This window comes from Marinoscillum luteum (assembly GCF_044005705.1).
Classification (GTDB): domain Bacteria; phylum Bacteroidota; class Bacteroidia; order Cytophagales; family Cyclobacteriaceae; genus Marinoscillum; species Marinoscillum luteum.
This window is the reverse complement of record NZ_JBIPKE010000011.1, coordinates 141,564-159,330: the sequence shown is the minus strand read 5'-3', so window position 1 is coordinate 159,330 and position 17,767 is coordinate 141,564. Positions and strand designations below refer to the sequence as shown.

Annotated in this window: 17 protein-coding genes and 1 tRNA gene; 14 read left to right on the top strand and 4 right to left on the bottom strand. The window is 45.0% G+C overall.

All coding sequences use genetic code 11. The features are described from left to right. Window positions 1–43: 43 nt before the first annotated feature. The 6 genes from ACHKAR_RS02865 (at window position 44) to rplT (ending at window position 6,798) form a co-directional block, all read left to right on the top strand. Window positions 44–2,524 carry a DUF5686 and carboxypeptidase-like regulatory domain-containing protein gene (locus ACHKAR_RS02865; RefSeq protein ID WP_395416090.1) on the top strand — a complete coding sequence of 827 codons (2,481 nt, stop codon included), beginning with the start codon at window positions 44–46 and terminating at the stop codon, window positions 2,522–2,524. Window positions 2,525–2,526: 2 nt separating this feature from the next. Further along, on the top strand, window positions 2,527–3,594 hold the full coding sequence (locus ACHKAR_RS02860; protein ID WP_395416089.1) for a tetratricopeptide repeat protein: 1,068 nt from the start codon (window positions 2,527–2,529) through the stop codon (window positions 3,592–3,594). After that, complete coding sequence (gene thrS / locus ACHKAR_RS02855) at window positions 3,587–5,536, top strand: threonine--tRNA ligase (RefSeq protein ID WP_395416088.1); 1,950 nt, start codon at window positions 3,587–3,589, stop codon at window positions 5,534–5,536. The genes ACHKAR_RS02860 and thrS overlap by 8 nt, the downstream gene beginning before the upstream one ends. Before the next feature lie 130 nt (window positions 5,537–5,666). After that, window positions 5,667–6,167, top strand: a complete 501-nt coding sequence (infC, locus tag ACHKAR_RS02850; RefSeq protein WP_159580083.1) for a translation initiation factor IF-3 — start codon at window positions 5,667–5,669, stop codon at window positions 6,165–6,167. Window positions 6,168–6,177: 10 nt separating this feature from the next. Continuing rightward, complete coding sequence (gene rpmI, locus ACHKAR_RS02845; RefSeq protein ID WP_159580081.1) at window positions 6,178–6,372, top strand: 50S ribosomal protein L35; 195 nt, start codon at window positions 6,178–6,180, stop codon at window positions 6,370–6,372. A gap of 81 nt (window positions 6,373–6,453) precedes the next feature. Next, a complete protein-coding gene (gene rplT / locus ACHKAR_RS02840) occupies window positions 6,454–6,798 on the top strand; it encodes a 50S ribosomal protein L20 (protein WP_159580079.1) in 345 nt (114 codons plus the stop codon). Window positions 6,799–6,859: 61 nt separating this feature from the next. Here rplT and ACHKAR_RS02835 read toward each other — a convergent pair whose 3' ends face one another. Next, window positions 6,860–7,555 carry an NUDIX hydrolase gene (locus ACHKAR_RS02835; RefSeq protein WP_395416087.1) on the bottom strand — a complete coding sequence of 232 codons (696 nt, stop codon included), beginning with the start codon at window positions 7,553–7,555 and terminating at the stop codon, window positions 6,860–6,862. A gap of 100 nt (window positions 7,556–7,655) precedes the next feature. Between ACHKAR_RS02835 and ACHKAR_RS02830 the strand changes: the two genes are divergently transcribed. Beyond that, a complete protein-coding gene (locus tag ACHKAR_RS02830) occupies window positions 7,656–8,654 on the top strand; it encodes a LacI family DNA-binding transcriptional regulator (protein ID WP_395416086.1) in 999 nt (332 codons plus the stop codon). A gap of 101 nt (window positions 8,655–8,755) precedes the next feature. Then, window positions 8,756–9,604, top strand: coding sequence for a hypothetical protein (locus tag ACHKAR_RS02825; protein WP_395416085.1), 849 nt, complete (start codon window positions 8,756–8,758; stop codon window positions 9,602–9,604). A 155-nt stretch (window positions 9,605–9,759) separates the two neighbouring features. Here the strand turns inward: ACHKAR_RS02825 and ACHKAR_RS02820 are convergent. Further along, a tRNA-Asp gene (locus ACHKAR_RS02820) sits at window positions 9,760–9,833 on the bottom strand. A gap of 147 nt (window positions 9,834–9,980) precedes the next feature. On the opposite strand from ACHKAR_RS02820, the gene ACHKAR_RS02815 reads away from it, so the two are divergent. From ACHKAR_RS02815 to ACHKAR_RS02805, 3 genes are all read left to right on the top strand, one after another. Then, window positions 9,981–10,925 (top strand): acetyl-CoA carboxylase carboxyltransferase subunit alpha, encoded by a 945-nt coding sequence (locus ACHKAR_RS02815; protein ID WP_395416084.1) that lies wholly within the window; start codon window positions 9,981–9,983, stop codon window positions 10,923–10,925. Window positions 10,926–10,998: 73 nt separating this feature from the next. Beyond that, entirely contained in the window at window positions 10,999–11,757 is a 759-nt protein-coding gene (locus ACHKAR_RS02810; protein WP_395416083.1) for a patatin-like phospholipase family protein, read from the top strand. A 4-nt stretch (window positions 11,758–11,761) separates the two neighbouring features. Continuing rightward, complete coding sequence (locus ACHKAR_RS02805; RefSeq protein ID WP_395416082.1) at window positions 11,762–12,307, top strand: lysophospholipid acyltransferase family protein; 546 nt, start codon at window positions 11,762–11,764, stop codon at window positions 12,305–12,307. A 25-nt stretch (window positions 12,308–12,332) separates the two neighbouring features. Here ACHKAR_RS02805 and ACHKAR_RS02800 read toward each other — a convergent pair whose 3' ends face one another. Further along, the gene (locus tag ACHKAR_RS02800; protein ID WP_159580067.1) at window positions 12,333–13,112 is read right to left on the bottom strand and encodes a zinc ribbon domain-containing protein; all 780 of its coding nucleotides are present in this window, start codon (window positions 13,110–13,112) and stop codon (window positions 12,333–12,335) included. 6 nt (window positions 13,113–13,118) lie between these two features. Then, window positions 13,119–14,213: a Nif3-like dinuclear metal center hexameric protein gene (locus ACHKAR_RS02795; RefSeq protein WP_395416080.1), complete on the bottom strand. Its 1,095-nt coding sequence runs from the start codon at window positions 14,211–14,213 to the stop codon at window positions 13,119–13,121. A gap of 14 nt (window positions 14,214–14,227) precedes the next feature. Between ACHKAR_RS02795 and lpxK the strand changes: the two genes are divergently transcribed. Genes lpxK through miaE form a run of 3 tightly spaced genes read left to right on the top strand, consistent with a single transcriptional unit; the run spans window position 14,228 to window position 17,748 of the window. Beyond that, window positions 14,228–15,265: a tetraacyldisaccharide 4'-kinase gene (gene lpxK, locus ACHKAR_RS02790; RefSeq protein ID WP_395416079.1), complete on the top strand. Its 1,038-nt coding sequence runs from the start codon at window positions 14,228–14,230 to the stop codon at window positions 15,263–15,265. A gap of 48 nt (window positions 15,266–15,313) precedes the next feature. Beyond that, the gene (locus tag ACHKAR_RS02785) at window positions 15,314–17,146 is read left to right on the top strand and encodes a putative porin (protein WP_395416078.1); all 1,833 of its coding nucleotides are present in this window, start codon (window positions 15,314–15,316) and stop codon (window positions 17,144–17,146) included. 2 nt (window positions 17,147–17,148) lie between these two features. Further along, entirely contained in the window at window positions 17,149–17,748 is a 600-nt protein-coding gene (gene miaE / locus ACHKAR_RS02780; RefSeq protein ID WP_159583611.1) for a tRNA-(ms[2]io[6]A)-hydroxylase, read from the top strand. Window positions 17,749–17,767: the final 19 nt, after the last annotated feature.

Below are 17,767 nucleotides of genomic sequence, written 5' to 3'. Positions count from 1 at the left end.
AGACTTGATTTGCGTTGGTTTCAGCTCTAGCTCTCGACTATCCTTGAAGAAGTTTCTTTTTACTGTCTTTTCCTTGTTTTCCCTCGTTGCGTTTGCACAGACCACCACGGTCTCGGGCAAAGTGATTGAATCTGCTACAGGTACGCCTATACCTTTTGCTAATGTGATTTTCACAGGAACACAAGATGGTACCATCACCGATTTTGAAGGCAATTTCATTGCCAAGACCAATCAAAAAGTAGATTCAATAGAGGTGCGGTATATTGGTTTTATTATGCGGGCCAAACCCCTCGAGAGAGGGCGCGACCAAATCATCAACTTCCAAATGGATGAGGATGTGAAGACTCTGGGCGAAGTGGTGGTATATGCCGGTGAGAATCCGGCCTGGCCGATCATGCGCAATATCATTCGCAATAAAGACCTGAATGACAAGCGGAGCTTGAGTGCCTACCAGTATGAAAGCTATACCAAGGTTGAATTTGATGTAGATAATATCTCAGACCGGTTTAGGAACAGGAAGATTGTTAAGAAAATCACCAACGTATTGGATAGCATTGAGCAGATTGCCGGTGAAGATGGGATGCCTATTTTGCCCGTGTTTATCTCAGAGGCGATTTCTGATTTCTACTACAAAAGGGACCCCAAGTTTAAGCACGAGAACATCATCAAAACCAAAGTAAGTGGGGTAGGGATCACTGATGGCACACTTACCTCTCAGGTCATTGGTTCCACATTTCAGGAATACAACTTTTACCAGAACTGGCTCAATATTGTCACCAAAGAGTTTGTTTCTCCGATCACTGACGGATGGAGACTCTATTATGAGGTGTATCTGGAAGACAGTGCCTACATCAATGACCAATTTTGCTATCGGATTGATTTTTATCCCAAGAGAGAGCAGGATTTGGCTTTTACGGGTACGATGTGGATTACCAAAGAGGAGTATGCCCTCAAACGAATTGATGCGTCCGTACCTAAGGCAGCCAATCTGAATTATATTGAGAAAATTAAGATTCAACAGGATCTCATCAAGACATCAGCCGGTCCCTGGTTGCCGGAAAAAACACGGGTGGTAGTGGATGTATCTCAGGTCACAAAGGAAACGGCGGGTATGCTCGCCAAATTTTATGTCTCCACTAAGGATCACATTGTTAATCAGCCTAAGCCCAATAGTTTCTATCTGAATCCCGTGGTGATGGAGGAAACCGTTCGCGATTATGATGAGCAATATTGGGCTGAAAACCGGCACGATTCACTGTCACCTACTGAGATCAATGTATTCAGTATGATCGATTCAATGAAACGAATACCGGTTGTCAAAACCTATATGGATCTGGCCAAATTTGCTGTGAACGGGTATTATAAGGTTGGTGCGATGGATGTTGGACCTTATTCTACTTTTTTGGGGAATAATAATATTGAAGGTGTACGGGTAGGTTTCGGGGGTCGTACTACCATAGATCTGAGTCGGAAGTGGACCTTTGGTGGTCATGTAGGGTATGGGTTTGATGATGAACGCATCAAATATCGATTTTACGCGGACAGGATATTAGACAGGCAACCGTGGACCAACATCAAATACGAACAGCAGCGGGAAGTTGAGCAGGTCTGGTTGCTCAATGAGCAGATTGAGCCTAATAGCCTCTTTTATTCCCTTAGCAGATTTGGCACCCTTACTCAGCCCTTTTTGATTAATAAGTACAGATTGAGTCTCTTCAGGCAGCTCAGCGCGGGGTTTGGAGCGACGTTTGCAATGAAACACGAATCCTTCGATCCGTTCTTTGATTTTCAGTACTATCGTAGCCCCGGAGACACTGAGACCTCAAGCATGTACAAAGTGAGCGAGGCTTCCGTATCGATGCGATATGCCAAGGATGAGCTTTTTGTGATCAATGACAATGAAAGACTCAGTCTGGGGACCGTCCGGTGGCCAGCATTCAACCTGGATTATACCTATGGTTTCAAGGGAGTGTTGGGTAGCGACTTCAACTATCACAAAATGAAACTCTCGGCAGAGAAGGATCAGAAAATGGGCATCCTGGGAGTGTCCAAAATTAAACTTACCGGTGGATATATAGTCGGAGATTTACCATACACTTTGCTGTACAATACCATTGGTAATGAGACCTTTTTTTATGTGGATTTTGCATACAATCTAATGGACTACTTTGAGTTTAGCACAGATAAGTACATTGAATTCAGGTACCGACACTCCTTTGAAGGGTTTATTCTCAATACCATTCCCCTGATGAAGAAATTGAAATGGCGCCTAATTGGTAGTGCCAATATGCTTTATGGTGACATTAGCGATCGCAACCTTGCCATGACCAAAAATAAGATGGTGGATGGGGTAGAAGTGTTGCCATTCCATCAGATGGACAACAGACCCTATGTGGAGCTGGGTTATGGTGTGGAAAATATCTTTAAGGTCTTCTCTGTGGAAGCCTTTCATCGCCTCACTTATCTCGATCGCCAGGATGTTCGTAAATTTGGTTTGAAATTCAATATCCAACTCATCCTATAGTGATGTATCGAGCCCTGATTTGCATTTTCATTTTGGCTGGTTGCTCAGACCATCAGAGATATTCCATCTCAGAGGTCTCGGTAGGCCCTGATTATTATCTCACTGCTTTGAAAGCTATCAACTCGGAAATCAGGGATAAGCCCAAGGACGTATTGCTGCGGAAAAAGCGCTTATTTATCAATCAAAAGCTTAGGTGGCCTGAGGAAGCAGACGATGATCTCAATTTTATTATTTCCAATGCCGGATTGGATCAGGAGGTATATCTCTATGGACAGGACTATTTCAGAACACATCATTTGTATGAGAAAATGCTTGATTATGTGGCGCATTGGGAAGAGCTGAATGGTTTTTCGGGCGATAACCTACAATGGAGGGTTATTGCCTTGTCCGGCCTGGGGCGGGAGAGAGAAGCCCAAAATCACCTGTGGGATTTGATACAAGTGAGCAAGGAAGATCCTGAGAAGTTGACATTTGCCGCACGCACCTATCTGAAAATGGAGGATACCACCAGAGCACTGTATGCATTTAGCAATCTTTCCAGGGCGGATAGCGATCATCCGTCTGTACTTCATGCCTATGTGCCATTACTTTTGGAGCACAACCAGTTTGAAGAAGCCGGTAAGGTACTCGAGCGACTGCAGATTAATGTTGATGATGCTGAGGGACAGATGCTTGCCGCAAAGACACTTTATGAGCTGGGTAGGAGTGAACAGGCCCATTCCAGGTTGCGGGTTTTGAAGAGTTTGGAGGTCTACTATCAACGAGCTATTTGGTACAAGCAGGACAATCAGTGGGATTCGGCCACTTATTATCTCGATTTGGTTATTCAGCAAGACAGCTCATCGCGGGCTTTACTGGCCAAAGCCGAGATCTTCGAAAACCAGGGTTATCTGAATCAATCTTATGCCCTTTCATCACTGGTTTTTGAAAAAGATTCTACCAATTCACTTGCCGAAGAAATGGCTCGAAATGTTGGTCGAAAAATTGCATATTTGCGGAGTTTGCGGGAAAGAGAGAAGAGAATCCCCATTTTAGATATTTCATCAAAGAAAGAGACTGAGAATGAGTGAAATTAAAATCACTTTACCGGATGGTAGTGAAAGGCAATATGAAAAGGGCGTAACTGCCATGGATGTGGCCATGGACATCAGCGAAGGGCTGGCCAGAAATGTGTTGGCCGCCAAGGTAAATGGCGAAGTAAGAGATGCTACCCGGCCTATTAACGAAGATGCTACACTCAGCCTGCTCACCTGGAATGATGACGAAGGGAAGTCTACCATGTGGCACTCATCTGCTCACCTTATGGCAGAAGCCCTGGAGGCGCTCTATCCCGGCGTGAAATTGGGTATAGGCCCGCCGATTGAAAATGGCTTTTACTATGATGTAGATTTCGGAAATCAGGTATTTGATGCCGAAAACCTCAAAGCCATTGAAGACAAAATGTTGGAACTGGCCCGGGAAAAGAATCCCTATGTCAGAAAAGACATCAACAAGCAGGATGCGGTAGATTATTATCAGAAAAAAGGGGATGAATATAAGCTCGAATTGCTTGAGGGCCTGGAAGATGGCAACATCACTTTTTACGAACAAGGCAACTTCACCGACCTTTGTCGTGGGCCGCACATTCCTCACACAGGTTTTATCAAAGCAGCCAAAGTACTGAGTATTGCTGGTGCTTACTGGCGTGGTGATGAGAAGCGAAAGCAGCTAACCAGGCTGTATGCCATCACTTTCCCCAAGCAAAAGGAATTAACCGAATACCTCGCACTGCTGGAGGAAGCAAAAAAGCGAGACCATCGAAAGATTGGCAAGGAGTTAGGACTTTTTACCTTCTCAGAAAAAGTGGGGAAAGGGCTTCCTTTGTGGTTGCCCAAAGGAGCAGTCCTTCGTGAGCGTCTGGAGAACTTTCTGAAGAAAGCGCAGGTAAAGGCGGGGTATGAGCAGGTGGTGACTCCCCACATAGGTAGTAAGGAACTGTACGTGACATCTGGTCATTATGCCAAATATGGCGAAGATTCCTTCCAGCCTATTCGCACCCCGGCAGAGGATGAAGAGTTCTTGCTGAAACCCATGAACTGCCCGCATCACTGCGAAATCTATAAATCAAGTCCGAAATCGTATAAGGAATTGCCTGTCAGGTATGCCGAGTTTGGTACCGTTTACAGATATGAGCAAAGCGGAGAGCTTCACGGACTCACCAGAGTAAGGGGCTTTACTCAGGATGATGCGCATATTTTCTGCCGGCCTGATCAGGTGAAGGCAGAGTTTGCCAAGGTCATTGACCTGGTGCTTTATGTGTTTAGTGCCTTAGGCTTTGAAGATTTTACTGCTCAAATTTCTCTACGAGACCCTGAGAACCCTGATAAGTACATTGGAAGTGATGAAAACTGGGACAGAGCTGAACGAGAAATCACTGAAGTAGCGGCAGAGAAGAAACTTAAGACCGTGGTAGAGCTTGGTGAAGCTGCGTTCTACGGACCCAAACTGGACTTTATGGTCAAGGATGCCTTGGGTCGAAAGTGGCAGTTGGGAACCATTCAGGTGGATTATAACCTGCCCGAGCGATTTGAGCTGGAATACACCGGCACTGACAATCAGAAGCATCGGCCGGTGATGATTCACCGGGCACCATTCGGATCCATGGAGCGTTTTGTGGCCATCCTGATTGAAAGCACCGCGGGAGACTTCCCGGTGTGGCTGGCACCTGAGCAGATTGCGGTGTTGCCGATCTCCGAAAAGTATCACGATTATGCCCATTCGGTATACTCTTTCCTCCAGCAGGAGGATATTAGAGGATATATTGATGAGCGCGATGAGAAAATCGGGAAAAAGATAAGGGATGCCGAAGTAAAGAAGATACCTTACATGCTCATCGTAGGAGAGCAGGAGTCAGAGAGCGCAAGTGTGTCTGTTCGCGCTCATGGCAAGGGAGACCAGGGCAGTATGAAAATCGAAGAATTTAAAGATTTCTTTAACAACACAGTAAAAGAACTGTTAAATAAAGGAAATTAGCATTTTATATAAAGAGAAATAATAACGATATTTGCGTTTTATTTTTCAATGGTAGAACCAAAAAAGGAGGATTACAATTAGTAGACCATACAGAAAGCCGTATAGGGGTCGCGTAGAAGAGCCTTATAAAGTGAACGAAAAGATCAGAGCTCGCGAGGTGCGGGTAGTTGGTGACAATGTTGAAGTGGATGTATATCCCATCGAAAAAGCATTGGAATTAGCCAGACAACAAGGATTAGACCTGGTGGAGATCTCTCCCAAGGCCGAACCACCTGTTTGTAAGGTGATCGACTATTCAAAGTTCAAATATGAGCAGAAGAAGAAGCAAAAGGAGATCAAAGCCAAAGCTCAGAAAACTGTCGTAAAAGAGATCAGATTTGGACCCAATACGGATGAGCACGATTTCAACTTTAAGTTGAATCATGCGATCAAGTTTCTTAAAGAAGGCGCCAAAGTGAAAGCTTATGTGCACTTCGTGGGTCGAACAATCGTTTTCAAAGAGCGGGGAGAAATCCTTCTTTTGAAATTTGCGCAGGCCGTAGAGGACTATGGCAAGGTAGAGTTACTTCCCAAGTTGGAAGGTAAGCGCATGTCTATCATCATTGCAGCGAAATCAGTAAGTAAGAAATAAATAGTAGGAAATGCCGAAGGTAAAAACCAATTCGAGTGCTAAAAAGAGATTTAAACTGACAGGTACAGGTAAAATCAAAAGAAAGCACGCATTCAAAAGTCACATTTTGACCAAAAAGGAAACGAAGCAAAAGAGAAATCTGACGCACGCTACTTTGGTTCATCCAAGTGACGAGAGAAACGTTAAGCACATGCTTAACCTCTAATCAAGGTTCAATAGTTTAACCCGATAATTTGGCTCACAAGCTCAGTAATGACTGGCGCCAATTGTCAAAAAAGAAAAACAAATGAGATCAGTAAATCATGTAGCATCCAGAGCTCGTCGTAAGAAGACGATGAAGCAAGCCAAAGGGTACTGGGGCAGAAGAAAGAATGTCTGGACGGTAGCAAAGAATGCCATCGAAAAAGGTATGCAATATGCTTACCGTGACAGAAAAGTAAAGAAAAGAGAATATAGAGCACTTTGGATTCAGAGAATCAATGCAGCCGTGAGAGAATATGATTTGTCATACTCTCAATTCATGGGTCAGTTGAAAGCTGCCAATGTAGAGATCAACAGAAAGGTTCTTGCTGATTTGGCAATGAATCACCCTGATGCTTTCAAAGCTGTAGTAGATTTAGCGAAAAAATAAGTGTTTAACAGTACTTACTGATTTAGAAGCCTGACGGAAACGCCAGGCTTTTTTTGTGTCTTTATTTGATGGAGAAGTCCAGGTGGTACCCGCGTTGCTTCAGCTCGTGGTACTTACGCTCATCAAACATGTACTTATAGGCTCCTTTTTTAGAGCTTGATTTATCCTTTTCATCCAACCGCACCAATACATCCGTGGCCAGTATCTTTTTGCGGAAGTTTCTGTCATCGATGCTTTTGCCATAGATACCCTCATAGAGGCGCAGCAATTGCGGAAGGGTAAACTTCTCAGGCAACAGCTCAAACCCGATAGGAGTGGTTGTGGCATTGCGGCGTAGTTGCTCCATGCCCAGCTGGGTCATGTCGAGGTGATCCATGACCAGCTCGGGGAGTTGCTCCAGATCAAACCAACCCGCTCCGTGACTGTTGACCACTTCCTTTTGGATAGAATCCAGTTTGATGAGACTCCAGTATAGTACCGATACCACTCTGCCGCCAGGATCCCTACTGGCCTTGCCAAAGGTGGAAAGTTGCTCCAGAAATACACCGTCCAGCCCGGTGAATGTCTTCAGTACACGCTGCGCACCGGCCAGGAGGTCTTCGTTTTCGTTAACAAATCCACCAATGAGCGACCATTGTCCAGCAAATGGCTCTACTTTTCTTTGAAATAAAAGTAACTTCAGGTTCTCTTCGGAGACATCATAGCCAAACACCAGACAATCAATGGAAACCCACATGGTTGGATGCTGATAAGTCATGATGAATCGTGTTTTGTGATTGTTGTTAGTCAACTGTAAGCGTTAAATTTACGTTTATAGTTTGAGAATATAAAATTCCGTTTAGCCCAGAATACCCAAAATGAAACGTGTCGCCACCATCAAAGATATTGCCAGTGCGCTGGATGTGTCCACCTCTACCGTATCCCGCATTCTCAATGGTAAGAATCAAAGCAATGCTCAGTTGGTCAAGGAGGTGAAGGCCATGGCCCGTAAACTGAATTATCAGGTAAATACTGCGGCCAAAGGACTCAGAACCAATAAGACGAAACTGATTGGGATCATCGTGCCTGAGATTGGTGATGATTTCTTTGCTGCCATACTATCTGGTATGCAGGAAGCCTCAGAGGAGCTTGGGTACAATCTGCTGGTTTGCCAGTCTAACGAATCCAAAAAGAAGGAAAATCAATTGGTAAAGTCTTTGATTGCTTGTAATGTAGAAGGGATTCTGATCGCTCCGTCTAAGGAAACCCACAATATCAATTTCCTTAAGGGCCTGCCTGCTCTGGGTAAGCACGCGGTGATTTTTGATCGAATCATAGACCAGGAGGTTTTTCCTCATATTTCATTCGATGATGAGCAGGGAGGATACCTTGGAGGTAAGTACCTCATAGCGTCGGGGCATCGAAAGCTATTGTTTATCGGGCTCTCTGAGGCGCTAAAGAATGGCGTGGCCAGACTAAGTGGATACAATAAGGCTTTGGACGAAAGTGACCTTCCCAATTGCACAGCAAGTTTTTTGGATACTGATGGTACTGCATCTGAGATTCTCGACCATCATTGGCAGGAAGGGGCATACGACGCAGTGGCCTGTTACAATGATTTGATTGGAGCCCAGGTGATTGCCCACTTCAACGAGATAGGAGTGAAGGTGCCTCAGGAGGTTTCGGTTTTGGGTTTTGACAATCGGCCATTGTGTGAGTATACCTTTCCCAGATTGTCAAGCATAGAGCACTCCACCAATAAAATGGGCCGCATGGCCGTGACCACTCTCCTGGACTTACTGAATGAAACCGAGTCAGAGACTTTGGACATTGCACCAAAGTTGGTTGAGAGAAATTCTGTGAGACAAAGGTCTTAAGTTTCTACGCTCCAGGTGTCTCCCCCTTGATCTAGGGTGGAGGGACTTACAGCTCGAAAATTATTTTTCTTTACCAACGGGGGGTTGTTTAAATTTAGACTATGAAAGCTCCATGCCTTACAATATTCATTTTACTGACTTGTTTTTGGCAACTGGAAGCCCAGCAACAGGACTCTATTCCTTTCGGAAAGGTGAAAATGCAGACAGGTACTTATGAGCTTGGCAGACAAGGTATCAGTGAAATTCAACTTAAATCGGGCAGCCCTTCGCAATTCTTGTCCACGCAGCCCCAGGGAAAAGAGAACTTTTCCGAGAGTGTATGGACGCTTCTGACCGGTCTGAGTACCAGCACACTCATTGAGTCTGCATGGATCTATCCCAATGAAATCCACTTGGGAGAAAGAAGTCGGCTCGCTCTTCCATTGATTGTAAACGGATCTTATGAGAAAACCCGGGAACGGGTGAAAACAGCCGATGGGAGTACCCTCGAGCACACCGAACAATTTACATTGCTACTGGACGAAGGGGCCTTGGGATGGATCATCGACCAAAGAGACACTCTGGGAAGTTATCGGGTTATCAAAAGAAGTGAAGATTCACTGGCGTCACTTTGGAGCTCCTGTTTTAACGATGACCTGAAGTGGCTCAGGGTCAGGCTGCGGAAGTATGGAGCAATAGAAACACCCACTGATTTTTTAATTGAGGCGAAGATCAACGACCGCCAATTTCTGGTCGTGTACAGTGGACAGTATTTCAGGGCCGTGGTGTTATCCGATGGTCGGGCGGTGGCCACCTGGCAGGATACTCCTTATGCTATTATGCTCTCTAAAAAATACCGGATCAATCCGTATTTACTTATTCCTTCCGGGAGTTCTGATCAGGATTTTATGGAGTTCATGGCACTTTTGGGTCTTGCGCATTCCATCTCCAGAAATTTGATGGGGATTTAAGGTTCTTATGAACAACTTAGGGTGGAGACACCGTGGTAAGGTTTGTTAATCGGAGGTTCTAAGAAGTTCTGGGTGTAAGAGCCTGGCAGAACATTATGTCTAACCCCTATAAACAAAAAAACCCTCTGAAAATCAAAGGGTTTTGCAATTTTTTGCGGTATGGACGGGACTCGAACCCGCGACCTCCTGCGTGACAGGCAGGCATTCTAACCAGCTGAACTACCACACCGTTTGCTCAATTGCGTTGCAAAACTATACCCTTACTTCTTCAAATGCAACACTTCATTTCAAATATTTTAAATGTGTTTTTCAATTCGGTTAAAATGTCTGAAAAGGGTATTTATGGCTACATTTGTACCTCAAAATTTTTCAATACATGCACCTAGAATTCGAAAAACCAATCGTAGAATTAGAAAGCAAACTGGCAGACATGAAACTGTTGGCCCAGCAGAGTGATGTAGACGTGTCGGCGGCTATCACAAAATTGGAAGAGAAGATTGTGAAGTTGAAAGAAGATACTTTTGAAAACCTGACCCGGTGGCAGAAAGTACAGTTGTCCAGACATCCCGAGCGCCCTTACACACTGGATTATATTTATGAAATTTCCGATGATTTTATAGAGCTCCATGGTGATCGTACGGTAAAAGACGATAAGGCCATGGTAGGCGGGTTTGCCAAAGTAGAGGGACTCTCGGTGATGATTATCGGTCAGCAGAAGGGGCGTAATACCAAGCAGCGGCAGGAACGTAATTTTGGTATGGCCAATCCAGAAGGTTACCGAAAGGCCCTACGTCTGATGAAGCTGGCAGAAAAATTCAATACCCCTGTGATCACCCTGATAGATACTCCTGGAGCTTTTCCGGGTATAGAGGCAGAAGAGCGTGGACAGGGAGAGGCTATAGCCCGAAACCTGAAAGAAATGATGACCCTCACTGTGCCTATAGTAAGTGTGGTGATTGGGGAGGGAGCTTCTGGTGGTGCTTTGGGTATTGCCATAGCTGATAAAGTATTGATGATGGAAAATACCTGGTATTCGGTGATCTCTCCTGAGTCGTGCTCGTCAATTCTATGGCGTAGCTGGGATTATAAAGAACAGGCCGCAGAGGCGCTTAAATTGACTGCCAAGGACATGCTTCAGCATAAGTTGATTGATGGCATCATCAAGGAGCCCCTTGGTGGAGCACATACTGATATGAAGGCGGCTTCAAAAGAGTTGAAGAAAGAAGTGGTGAAGCATATTAAAAACCTGGAGAAACTTTCCGTAGAGAAACGAATTGCCGAACGAATCGACAAGTTTTCAAATATGGGCGTAGTGGCCTGATGCAGATGATTATCCGCACAGGGTATTGGGATGTGTTAGTGGTGGAAATCGGTATTTATAGCGATTTGACTTTATGAAACTAGGTCTCGTATTATCTGGCGGTGGTGCCCGGGGAATCGCGCATTTAGGGATTATCCAGGCGTTGGAGGAAGAGGGATTGTCGTTTCATATTGTTTCCGGCTCCAGTGCAGGAGCACTGGCTGGTGGTCTGTATTGTGCGGGATACACCCCATCGGAGATATGCGGCTTTATTGAAAAAACCAATTTCCTCACAACGTTCCGCCCGTCATTTAACTGGCGAAGCCTGCTCAATATCGAACGGGCTTCGCATGAGCTAAAAAAGTACTTTCCGGAGGATTCGTTTGAAGCCCTTAAAATTCCTTTGTGTGTATCCACCACCGATATCAAACGAGGGAAGGTAAAAGTTTATAGGAAGGGCCAATTAATTAAACCCATCCTGGCTTCCTGTAGTATCCCTGTAGTATTTGATCCGATAGTGATAGGTAAAAGAACATTGGTGGATGGAGGAATTCTGGACAACCTTCCTTACGCATCTATCCAAAAGAGTTGTGATAAGATCGTAGCCCTGCATTGTAATCCCATCGACAAAGGATATGAGTTGGGTAATTGGCGCGACCTGATGGAGCGCTCCATGATGCTGACTGTCACTCAGAATGTTCATTCCAGAAAGAAGCACTGTGACGTGTTTCTGGAGCCTCCTGGACTGAGCAAGTTTAAGGTGTTTGATTTTAAGCAGGCTCAGGCTATTTACAAGTTCGGATATAAGTATGCCCGAAAAGCCATCAAAGAAGGTGCATTGAAGAAACTATAACCCCATGAAGAAATTGTTTTTTAGATTTTGCTTTAGGCTGACAGGCTGGAAGATGAAAGGCCAGCGTCCTGACCTGAAGCAATATGTTGTGATCGTGGCACCACATACGAGTAACTGGGACTTTTTTGTGGGGGTGGCAGCCAGGAGTATTAGTGGATTGAAAAGTCACTTTCTGGCCAAAAAATCACTGTTTGATCTTCCTGTGGTGGGGTGGTTTATGCGGGCTGTAGGTGGATTTCCGGTAGATCGATCGAGGAATACCAACATGGTGGATCAGGTGGTGGAATTATTCCAGCAGCACGAGGATTTTATTATCACCATTACGCCGGAGGGCACACGGTCATATGTGCCAGAGTGGAAGACTGGCTTTTACAGAATCGCCCACAAGGCTGGTGTACCCATCGTGATGGTGGGTTTTGACTTTGAACACAAAGTGGTGGAGTATCGGGAGCCTTTTTACCCAACAGGGGACATGGAAGCGGATATGGAGTTCATCAAATCCTATTATAGATCCATCAAAGGCAAGCACCCAGAGAAGGGAGTGATATAAAAAAAGCGCCACAAGGGCGCTTTCATTATTTTTTAGTCGTTGTTCGTTTGGTTCTGCGTTTGGGTTTTTCTTCCTCAATCACTTCATCCTCAACATCTGAGAGGATTCGGCCACAGTGCTCACAAACTATAATTTTCTTCTTTTCACGTATTTCTGCTTGCTTTTGCGGGGGCACCACATTGAAGCAGCCGCCACAGGCACCACGCTTTACCGGTACCACAGCCAGGCCATTTCGCATGTTCTCTCTTACTTTCTCGTAAGATTTCAGCAATCTGTCTTCTACCTGCTTAGCCGCTTTATCTCTATCTTTCATGAGTTTCTGCTCATCCGCTTCTGACTCACTTGCGATAGTATCCAGTTCGTTTTTCTTAGAATCAAGATCTTTTGTACGCTCAGATAAAATACCTTCAGTCTGTGCAATCTCTTCTTTTTTCGAATCGATTTTTACGTAAGCTTCTTTGATCCTCTTTTCAAGAATTTGAATTTCAAGCTGCTGCAACTCCACCTCTTTGGTGATGGCATCATATTCGCGGTTGTTGCGAACATTCATCTGCTGCTCTTCATACTTCTTGATGAGCTTCTCAGCGTCTTTGATGGCGGTCTTGTTGCTCGCTATATTTTCTTCTAGTTCCGCAAGCTCTGAGTTTTGTTTCTCAACTCTCGTCTGGTAACCAGCAATCTCATCTTCAAGGTCCATTACCTCATCGGGTAAGGCTCCTCTGATCTTCAGTAGTTCATCACGTTCAGAATCGATGGATTGTAATTTTACGAGGCTTTCGAGCTTTTTCGCTACGGTGTTTTCCATGTAGTATTACAAATAATTGATAGGATTCGTTTGTACCTCCGATAAACGGAGTGCAATATTAGTGAATTTTTCGCTTATTATATCATAAAGCAAGTCCTTTGTGAACTGCTCACTTTCGAAGTGTCCAATATCTGCTACCACGATTCGGTTATCGGCTTCAAAGAAGTCGTGATATTTGAAATCGCCGGTGATAAAGACATCAGCTCCTGCACCTATTGCTTTAGTGAGCAGGAAGCTTCCAGCTCCTCCACAGAGGGCCACTTTTGATACTTTTTCCTTGCAAATTGGGGTATGTCTGACACAGTCGGTGCGCATGGTTTGCTTGAGGTGACGAAGGAATTCGGATGTGTCCATGGGGGAGGTGAGGTCACCCACAATGCCTGACCCTACTTCCTGGTTTGTATTGCTGAGTGTGGAGAGGTAATAGGCCACTTCCTCATAGGGGTGACTATTGTGCAGGGCACTGACTATGCGATGCTTGAGGTGGGAGGGGAAAATGAGCTCGATTCGCTTTTCACTGACCGTTTCATCCACATGGTGGTTGCCAATATGCGGGCTGGAGCCTTCTCCTGGTCGAAAAGTGCCTGTACCTTCCGTTTGAAAGCTGCAATGGTCATACTGACCGATCTGACCGGCACCGGCATTGTACAGGGCATCCAGGACTTGCTGGGCATTTTCATGCGGCACAAACGTGACCAGTTTGGAGAGGATCTCTGATTTAGGACTCAAAATACGAATATTCTTTAGCGATAATTTCTCTGCGATTTTTCTGTTTACACCGAGGTGCACATTGTCGAGGTTGGTATGGATGGCATAAAGTGCAATGTCATGTTTCAGCGCTTTGATCACACATCGTTCCACCCAGTGCTTTCCGGTCAGACTTTTGAGTCCTTTGAAAATCAACGGGTGGTGGGCGATGATGAGGTTGTCTCCATTGTGAATGGCCTCATCAATGACTTGCTCGGTCACATCCAGTGTAATGGCAATCCCCGAAATCTCTGCATTGGCATCACCAACTAGGAGCCCTGAGTTGTCATAAGACTCCTGATAGCTGAGCGGTGCAAATTGCTCTAAGAAATCTGTAATATCTTTGATTCGCATAGTAAACTCCCTTTATGTATTGGTGGCAAGTTATTGTATTTCCTTTTGCACTTTTGTTTGACCTGATCACCAGGCTCAGAAACCTGCTCTATGATCTTGGGGTAAAGAAAACGGTTCGCTTTGATACAAATGTAGTGGTAGTAGGTAATCTATCCATAGGCGGTACCGGTAAAACACCAATGATTGACTATCTGGTGAGGTATTTTCAAGGACAGGACAAGAAAGTATGCACTCTCAGTCGTGGCTATGGGCGGAGAACTTATGGCTTTAGGTTGGCTACCACAGCTGACACACCTGATACAATTGGGGATGAGCCCTACATGTACCTGCAGAAATATCATGGGATAGTTCCTGTGGCTGTAGGGGCAGAGCGTGACCTGGCCATCTCTGAGCTATTGGGGCATGTGCCGGATGCGCATGCCATTTTGCTGGACGATGCTTTTCAGCACCGAAGAGTCACGCCTTCAGTGTCGATTGTGCTTACTACCTATGAAAATCCTCTGCACAGGGACTATTTGCTGCCGGCAGGCAGGCTGCGCGAAGCACGACGTGGGGTGCAGCGTGCGGATATCGTAGTGGTGACCAAGTGTCCGGAATATATGAGTGAGGCAGATCAGGTAGGGATGCGGCATGAGATCCAGAAATATACCTCAGCAGCAGTGCATTTTATGACCGTACAGTATGATCCTTTGGTTTCACTTTTTCAAAATGGGCGTGAACTCAAAAGAAATGTACTGGGTATTTCAGGAATGGCTAATCCTGAGCCTTTTGAGAATTACCTCCAGCGCAACTATGCCGTGAAGCACACTTATAACTACAGAGACCACTATCGCTACAAGCCAGCAGATGTGCGTGACATCCTCCGTGAAATGGACGAAGATACCAGCCTGATCACCACTGAGAAAGATATGGTGAAGCTGAAGCAGTTTCAGGAGCTGCGCGATTATTCCTGTTTTTATCTACCCATTCGTATGAAATTTTTGAAGGACGAATCGTTATTCCTGTCTAACCTGGAGTCGAAACTGAAAAACTATGCCCAAGAACCTATTTGATTATACTTTTGCGCTGTGAAAAAATCACTATCGGCAATACTTCTTTTGATGAGTCTGCTTTCCGCAGCTCAAATCACGGATGATTCCAGTGAACTGGTTTACGGATCTAAAACCACTTTGATCATTTATGAAAGCGATCTGAAGAACAATCAGGAGAAGGAAAGGCACCCAGATACGACACTTTACGAATTAGAGAAATTCACCAAGCTGGATATAGAGCGACGAAAGTTTCAGGACCTGGGTAACAATGGGACAGCCCTGTTCCCGATTTTTTACCCGGCTCCAAAGGAGATAGGGCGTACCAGCGGTCTTTCGGTTTATGATCCTTACATGGTCAATCCTGACCAGCTAAAATATTATGACTCCAAGTCGCCACATATCAATCTGATGGTGGTATTTGGGGGAGAAGGTAGATCTGTGGTGGATATGGCCTTTAGCCGGAATGTCAACGAAAACTGGAATGTGGGTTTTGATATTTATCGGATCACCTCCGATAAGCAGATTGGTAAAAGTGGTCAGCAAGATCGCAACGTGGTAGGTACGGTTTTCGATTTGTATACTTACTATAAACACAAGGAGAAGCCTTACAGCGCCATGTTTCATATGGTGAAGATGGGGTACGATATAGAAGAAACCGGTGGTATCTATATTGAGGATCTGTCTCAGGCGACCAAAGCAGACCTATTTGAATACCAGGATTCTGACATCCAGCTTTCGGAAGCCCGATCTAATGATGACCGACTTAATTTTCACCTCTATCACCAGTATAACTGGACCACTCCGCTGCAATTTTATCATCAGTTTGATTTGAAAAATCAGGAGGTAGGCTTTCAGGACTTCAAAGATGTGTCCAGTGGGACTGATGTTACCTATGGTGGCTATTACGATCAGTTTTTGCTGGGGACAGACAGTACCTATGAGCGATTTACGTGGAAGGAGATGGTCAATGAAGTGGGGATTAAGGGAGATCTGGCCAACATCTTTTACCGCCTATACCTCAAAAGGAGAGACCTTGATTTTGACAACCTCTATCAGGATCCTACGCCACGTTTCAGTGAGATGTTTTTGGGTGGTTATACCCGGTTTGATTGGAAAGACCAGTTTAACATAGAGGCGAAAGGTGAGCTGATGCAAAGTGGTGAATACCAGCTGACTGGTCAGCTCAATTCTGACTTCCTCTTTGGATCATACAAGTCTGTGAGGTACAAGCCCGCCTTTATTTATGAGAAGTATTTTGGCAACCATCACGAATGGAATCAAAGTTTTGCTTCTGCTTTTAGCAATGAGATAACCGCTGGTCTGCAGGTGGATTTGGGCTTTTTGAAGATCAGGCCTCAGGGCAGGTTGCTGAGCCTGGATAAGTTCTTCTACTTTGATGAAGAGAAAACCGCTCAGCAGAGTGGCGATGTGGCCATTATGGCTTCATTGGGTGGCGATTTTAATTTCAGGTTGTACACGAATAAAGCACTGAAAGAAGCTTTTCATCTGGAAAATGAGGTGTACTATACGAACACTTCTGGAGGGGGCGCTGACCATATGGAGGTCCCACAGTTTTTTTACAATGGCCGTTTTTTCTGGCGTGGATACTGGTTTAAAGATACCATGGGGGTGGAAGTGGGTATAGATGTACATGCTAAAAGTCAGTATTACGCAATGGGATATGCACCTGAGATCCAGCAGTTTCATTTGCAACGAGAGTTTCTGATCGAGCAGTTTTACACCGCAGATCTCTTTCTGAGTATGAAAATCAATAACCTAAGAGCTTTTGTGAAAATGACCAATATCAACCAGCAAAGTAATGATGGCTATTTTGTGACACCCTATTACCCAGGGCAGTCACAGGTGATGGATTTTGGTGTGAGATGGATGTTTTTTGACTAATGATGGAGGACCACAAGACCGTATTGGGGCTTAAGTTACCCACTGACCCGCGCTGGGTCAACATTGCTGAAATGCAAATAGAGGACATTCTCGTAGATCATGCTTATTGCGAGCAGAAAGCGGCCTCATCTTGCATTTCTCTAATCATTCAGTATCCTGAAAAGTCGGAGTTGGTAGATGTACTCACTCCGGTGGTAGCTGAGGAATGGGCTCATTTTGAACGTGTAATCGAGCAGCTTAAGAAGCGAGGATATGCGTTAGGGTATGCCCGCAAAGACGAATATGTTACTGCACTGAACAAAGTATTGAATAAGGGGGGTAGCAGAGATCAGCAGCTAGTGGAGAAGCTGCTCATGAACGCATTGATAGAGGCACGTAGCTGTGAGCGCTTCAAGTTGCTTTGGAAAAACATTGCGGATGAAGAGTTGCAGACTTTCTATTATGAGTTGATGGTCTCTGAGGCAGGGCACTATGTCAATTTCATAGAGCTGGCCAAAGTCTATATGACTGAGGAATATGTGAAAGCCCGGTGGGAGGAGATCCTCGTTGCAGAAGCTGATATTATCAGAAGCCTGGAGCTACGAGGAGACCGGATGCATTGATCGTTTGAGTTCTAAGTCA

What these genes read in the sequence shown, in the direction of transcription:
- ACHKAR_RS02795 (WP_395416080.1), bottom strand. Translation starts at nt 14,213, where the DNA reads ATGCGAATCAAAGATATTACAGATTTCTTAGAGCAATTTGCACCGCTC.
- rplT (WP_159580079.1), top strand. Translation starts at nt 6,454, where the DNA reads ATGAGATCAGTAAATCATGTAGCATCCAGAGCTCGTCGTAAGAAGACG.
- lpxK (WP_395416079.1), top strand. Translation starts at nt 14,228, where the DNA reads ATGTATTGGTGGCAAGTTATTGTATTTCCTTTTGCACTTTTGTTTGAC.
- ACHKAR_RS02810 (WP_395416083.1), top strand. Translation starts at nt 10,999, where the DNA reads ATGAAACTAGGTCTCGTATTATCTGGCGGTGGTGCCCGGGGAATCGCG.
- thrS (WP_395416088.1), top strand. Translation starts at nt 3,587, where the DNA reads ATGAGTGAAATTAAAATCACTTTACCGGATGGTAGTGAAAGGCAATAT.
- rpmI (WP_159580081.1), top strand. Translation starts at nt 6,178, where the DNA reads ATGCCGAAGGTAAAAACCAATTCGAGTGCTAAAAAGAGATTTAAACTG.
- ACHKAR_RS02825 (WP_395416085.1), top strand. Translation starts at nt 8,756, where the DNA reads ATGAAAGCTCCATGCCTTACAATATTCATTTTACTGACTTGTTTTTGG.
- ACHKAR_RS02785 (WP_395416078.1), top strand. Translation starts at nt 15,314, where the DNA reads ATGAGTCTGCTTTCCGCAGCTCAAATCACGGATGATTCCAGTGAACTG.
- ACHKAR_RS02800 (WP_159580067.1), bottom strand. Translation starts at nt 13,112, where the DNA reads ATGGAAAACACCGTAGCGAAAAAGCTCGAAAGCCTCGTAAAATTACAA.
- ACHKAR_RS02815 (WP_395416084.1), top strand. Translation starts at nt 9,981, where the DNA reads ATGCACCTAGAATTCGAAAAACCAATCGTAGAATTAGAAAGCAAACTG.
- ACHKAR_RS02805 (WP_395416082.1), top strand. Translation starts at nt 11,762, where the DNA reads ATGAAGAAATTGTTTTTTAGATTTTGCTTTAGGCTGACAGGCTGGAAG.
- ACHKAR_RS02860 (WP_395416089.1), top strand. Translation starts at nt 2,527, where the DNA reads ATGTATCGAGCCCTGATTTGCATTTTCATTTTGGCTGGTTGCTCAGAC.
- ACHKAR_RS02830 (WP_395416086.1), top strand. Translation starts at nt 7,656, where the DNA reads ATGAAACGTGTCGCCACCATCAAAGATATTGCCAGTGCGCTGGATGTG.
- miaE (WP_159583611.1), top strand. Translation starts at nt 17,149, where the DNA reads ATGGAGGACCACAAGACCGTATTGGGGCTTAAGTTACCCACTGACCCG.
- ACHKAR_RS02835 (WP_395416087.1), bottom strand. Translation starts at nt 7,555, where the DNA reads ATGACTTATCAGCATCCAACCATGTGGGTTTCCATTGATTGTCTGGTG.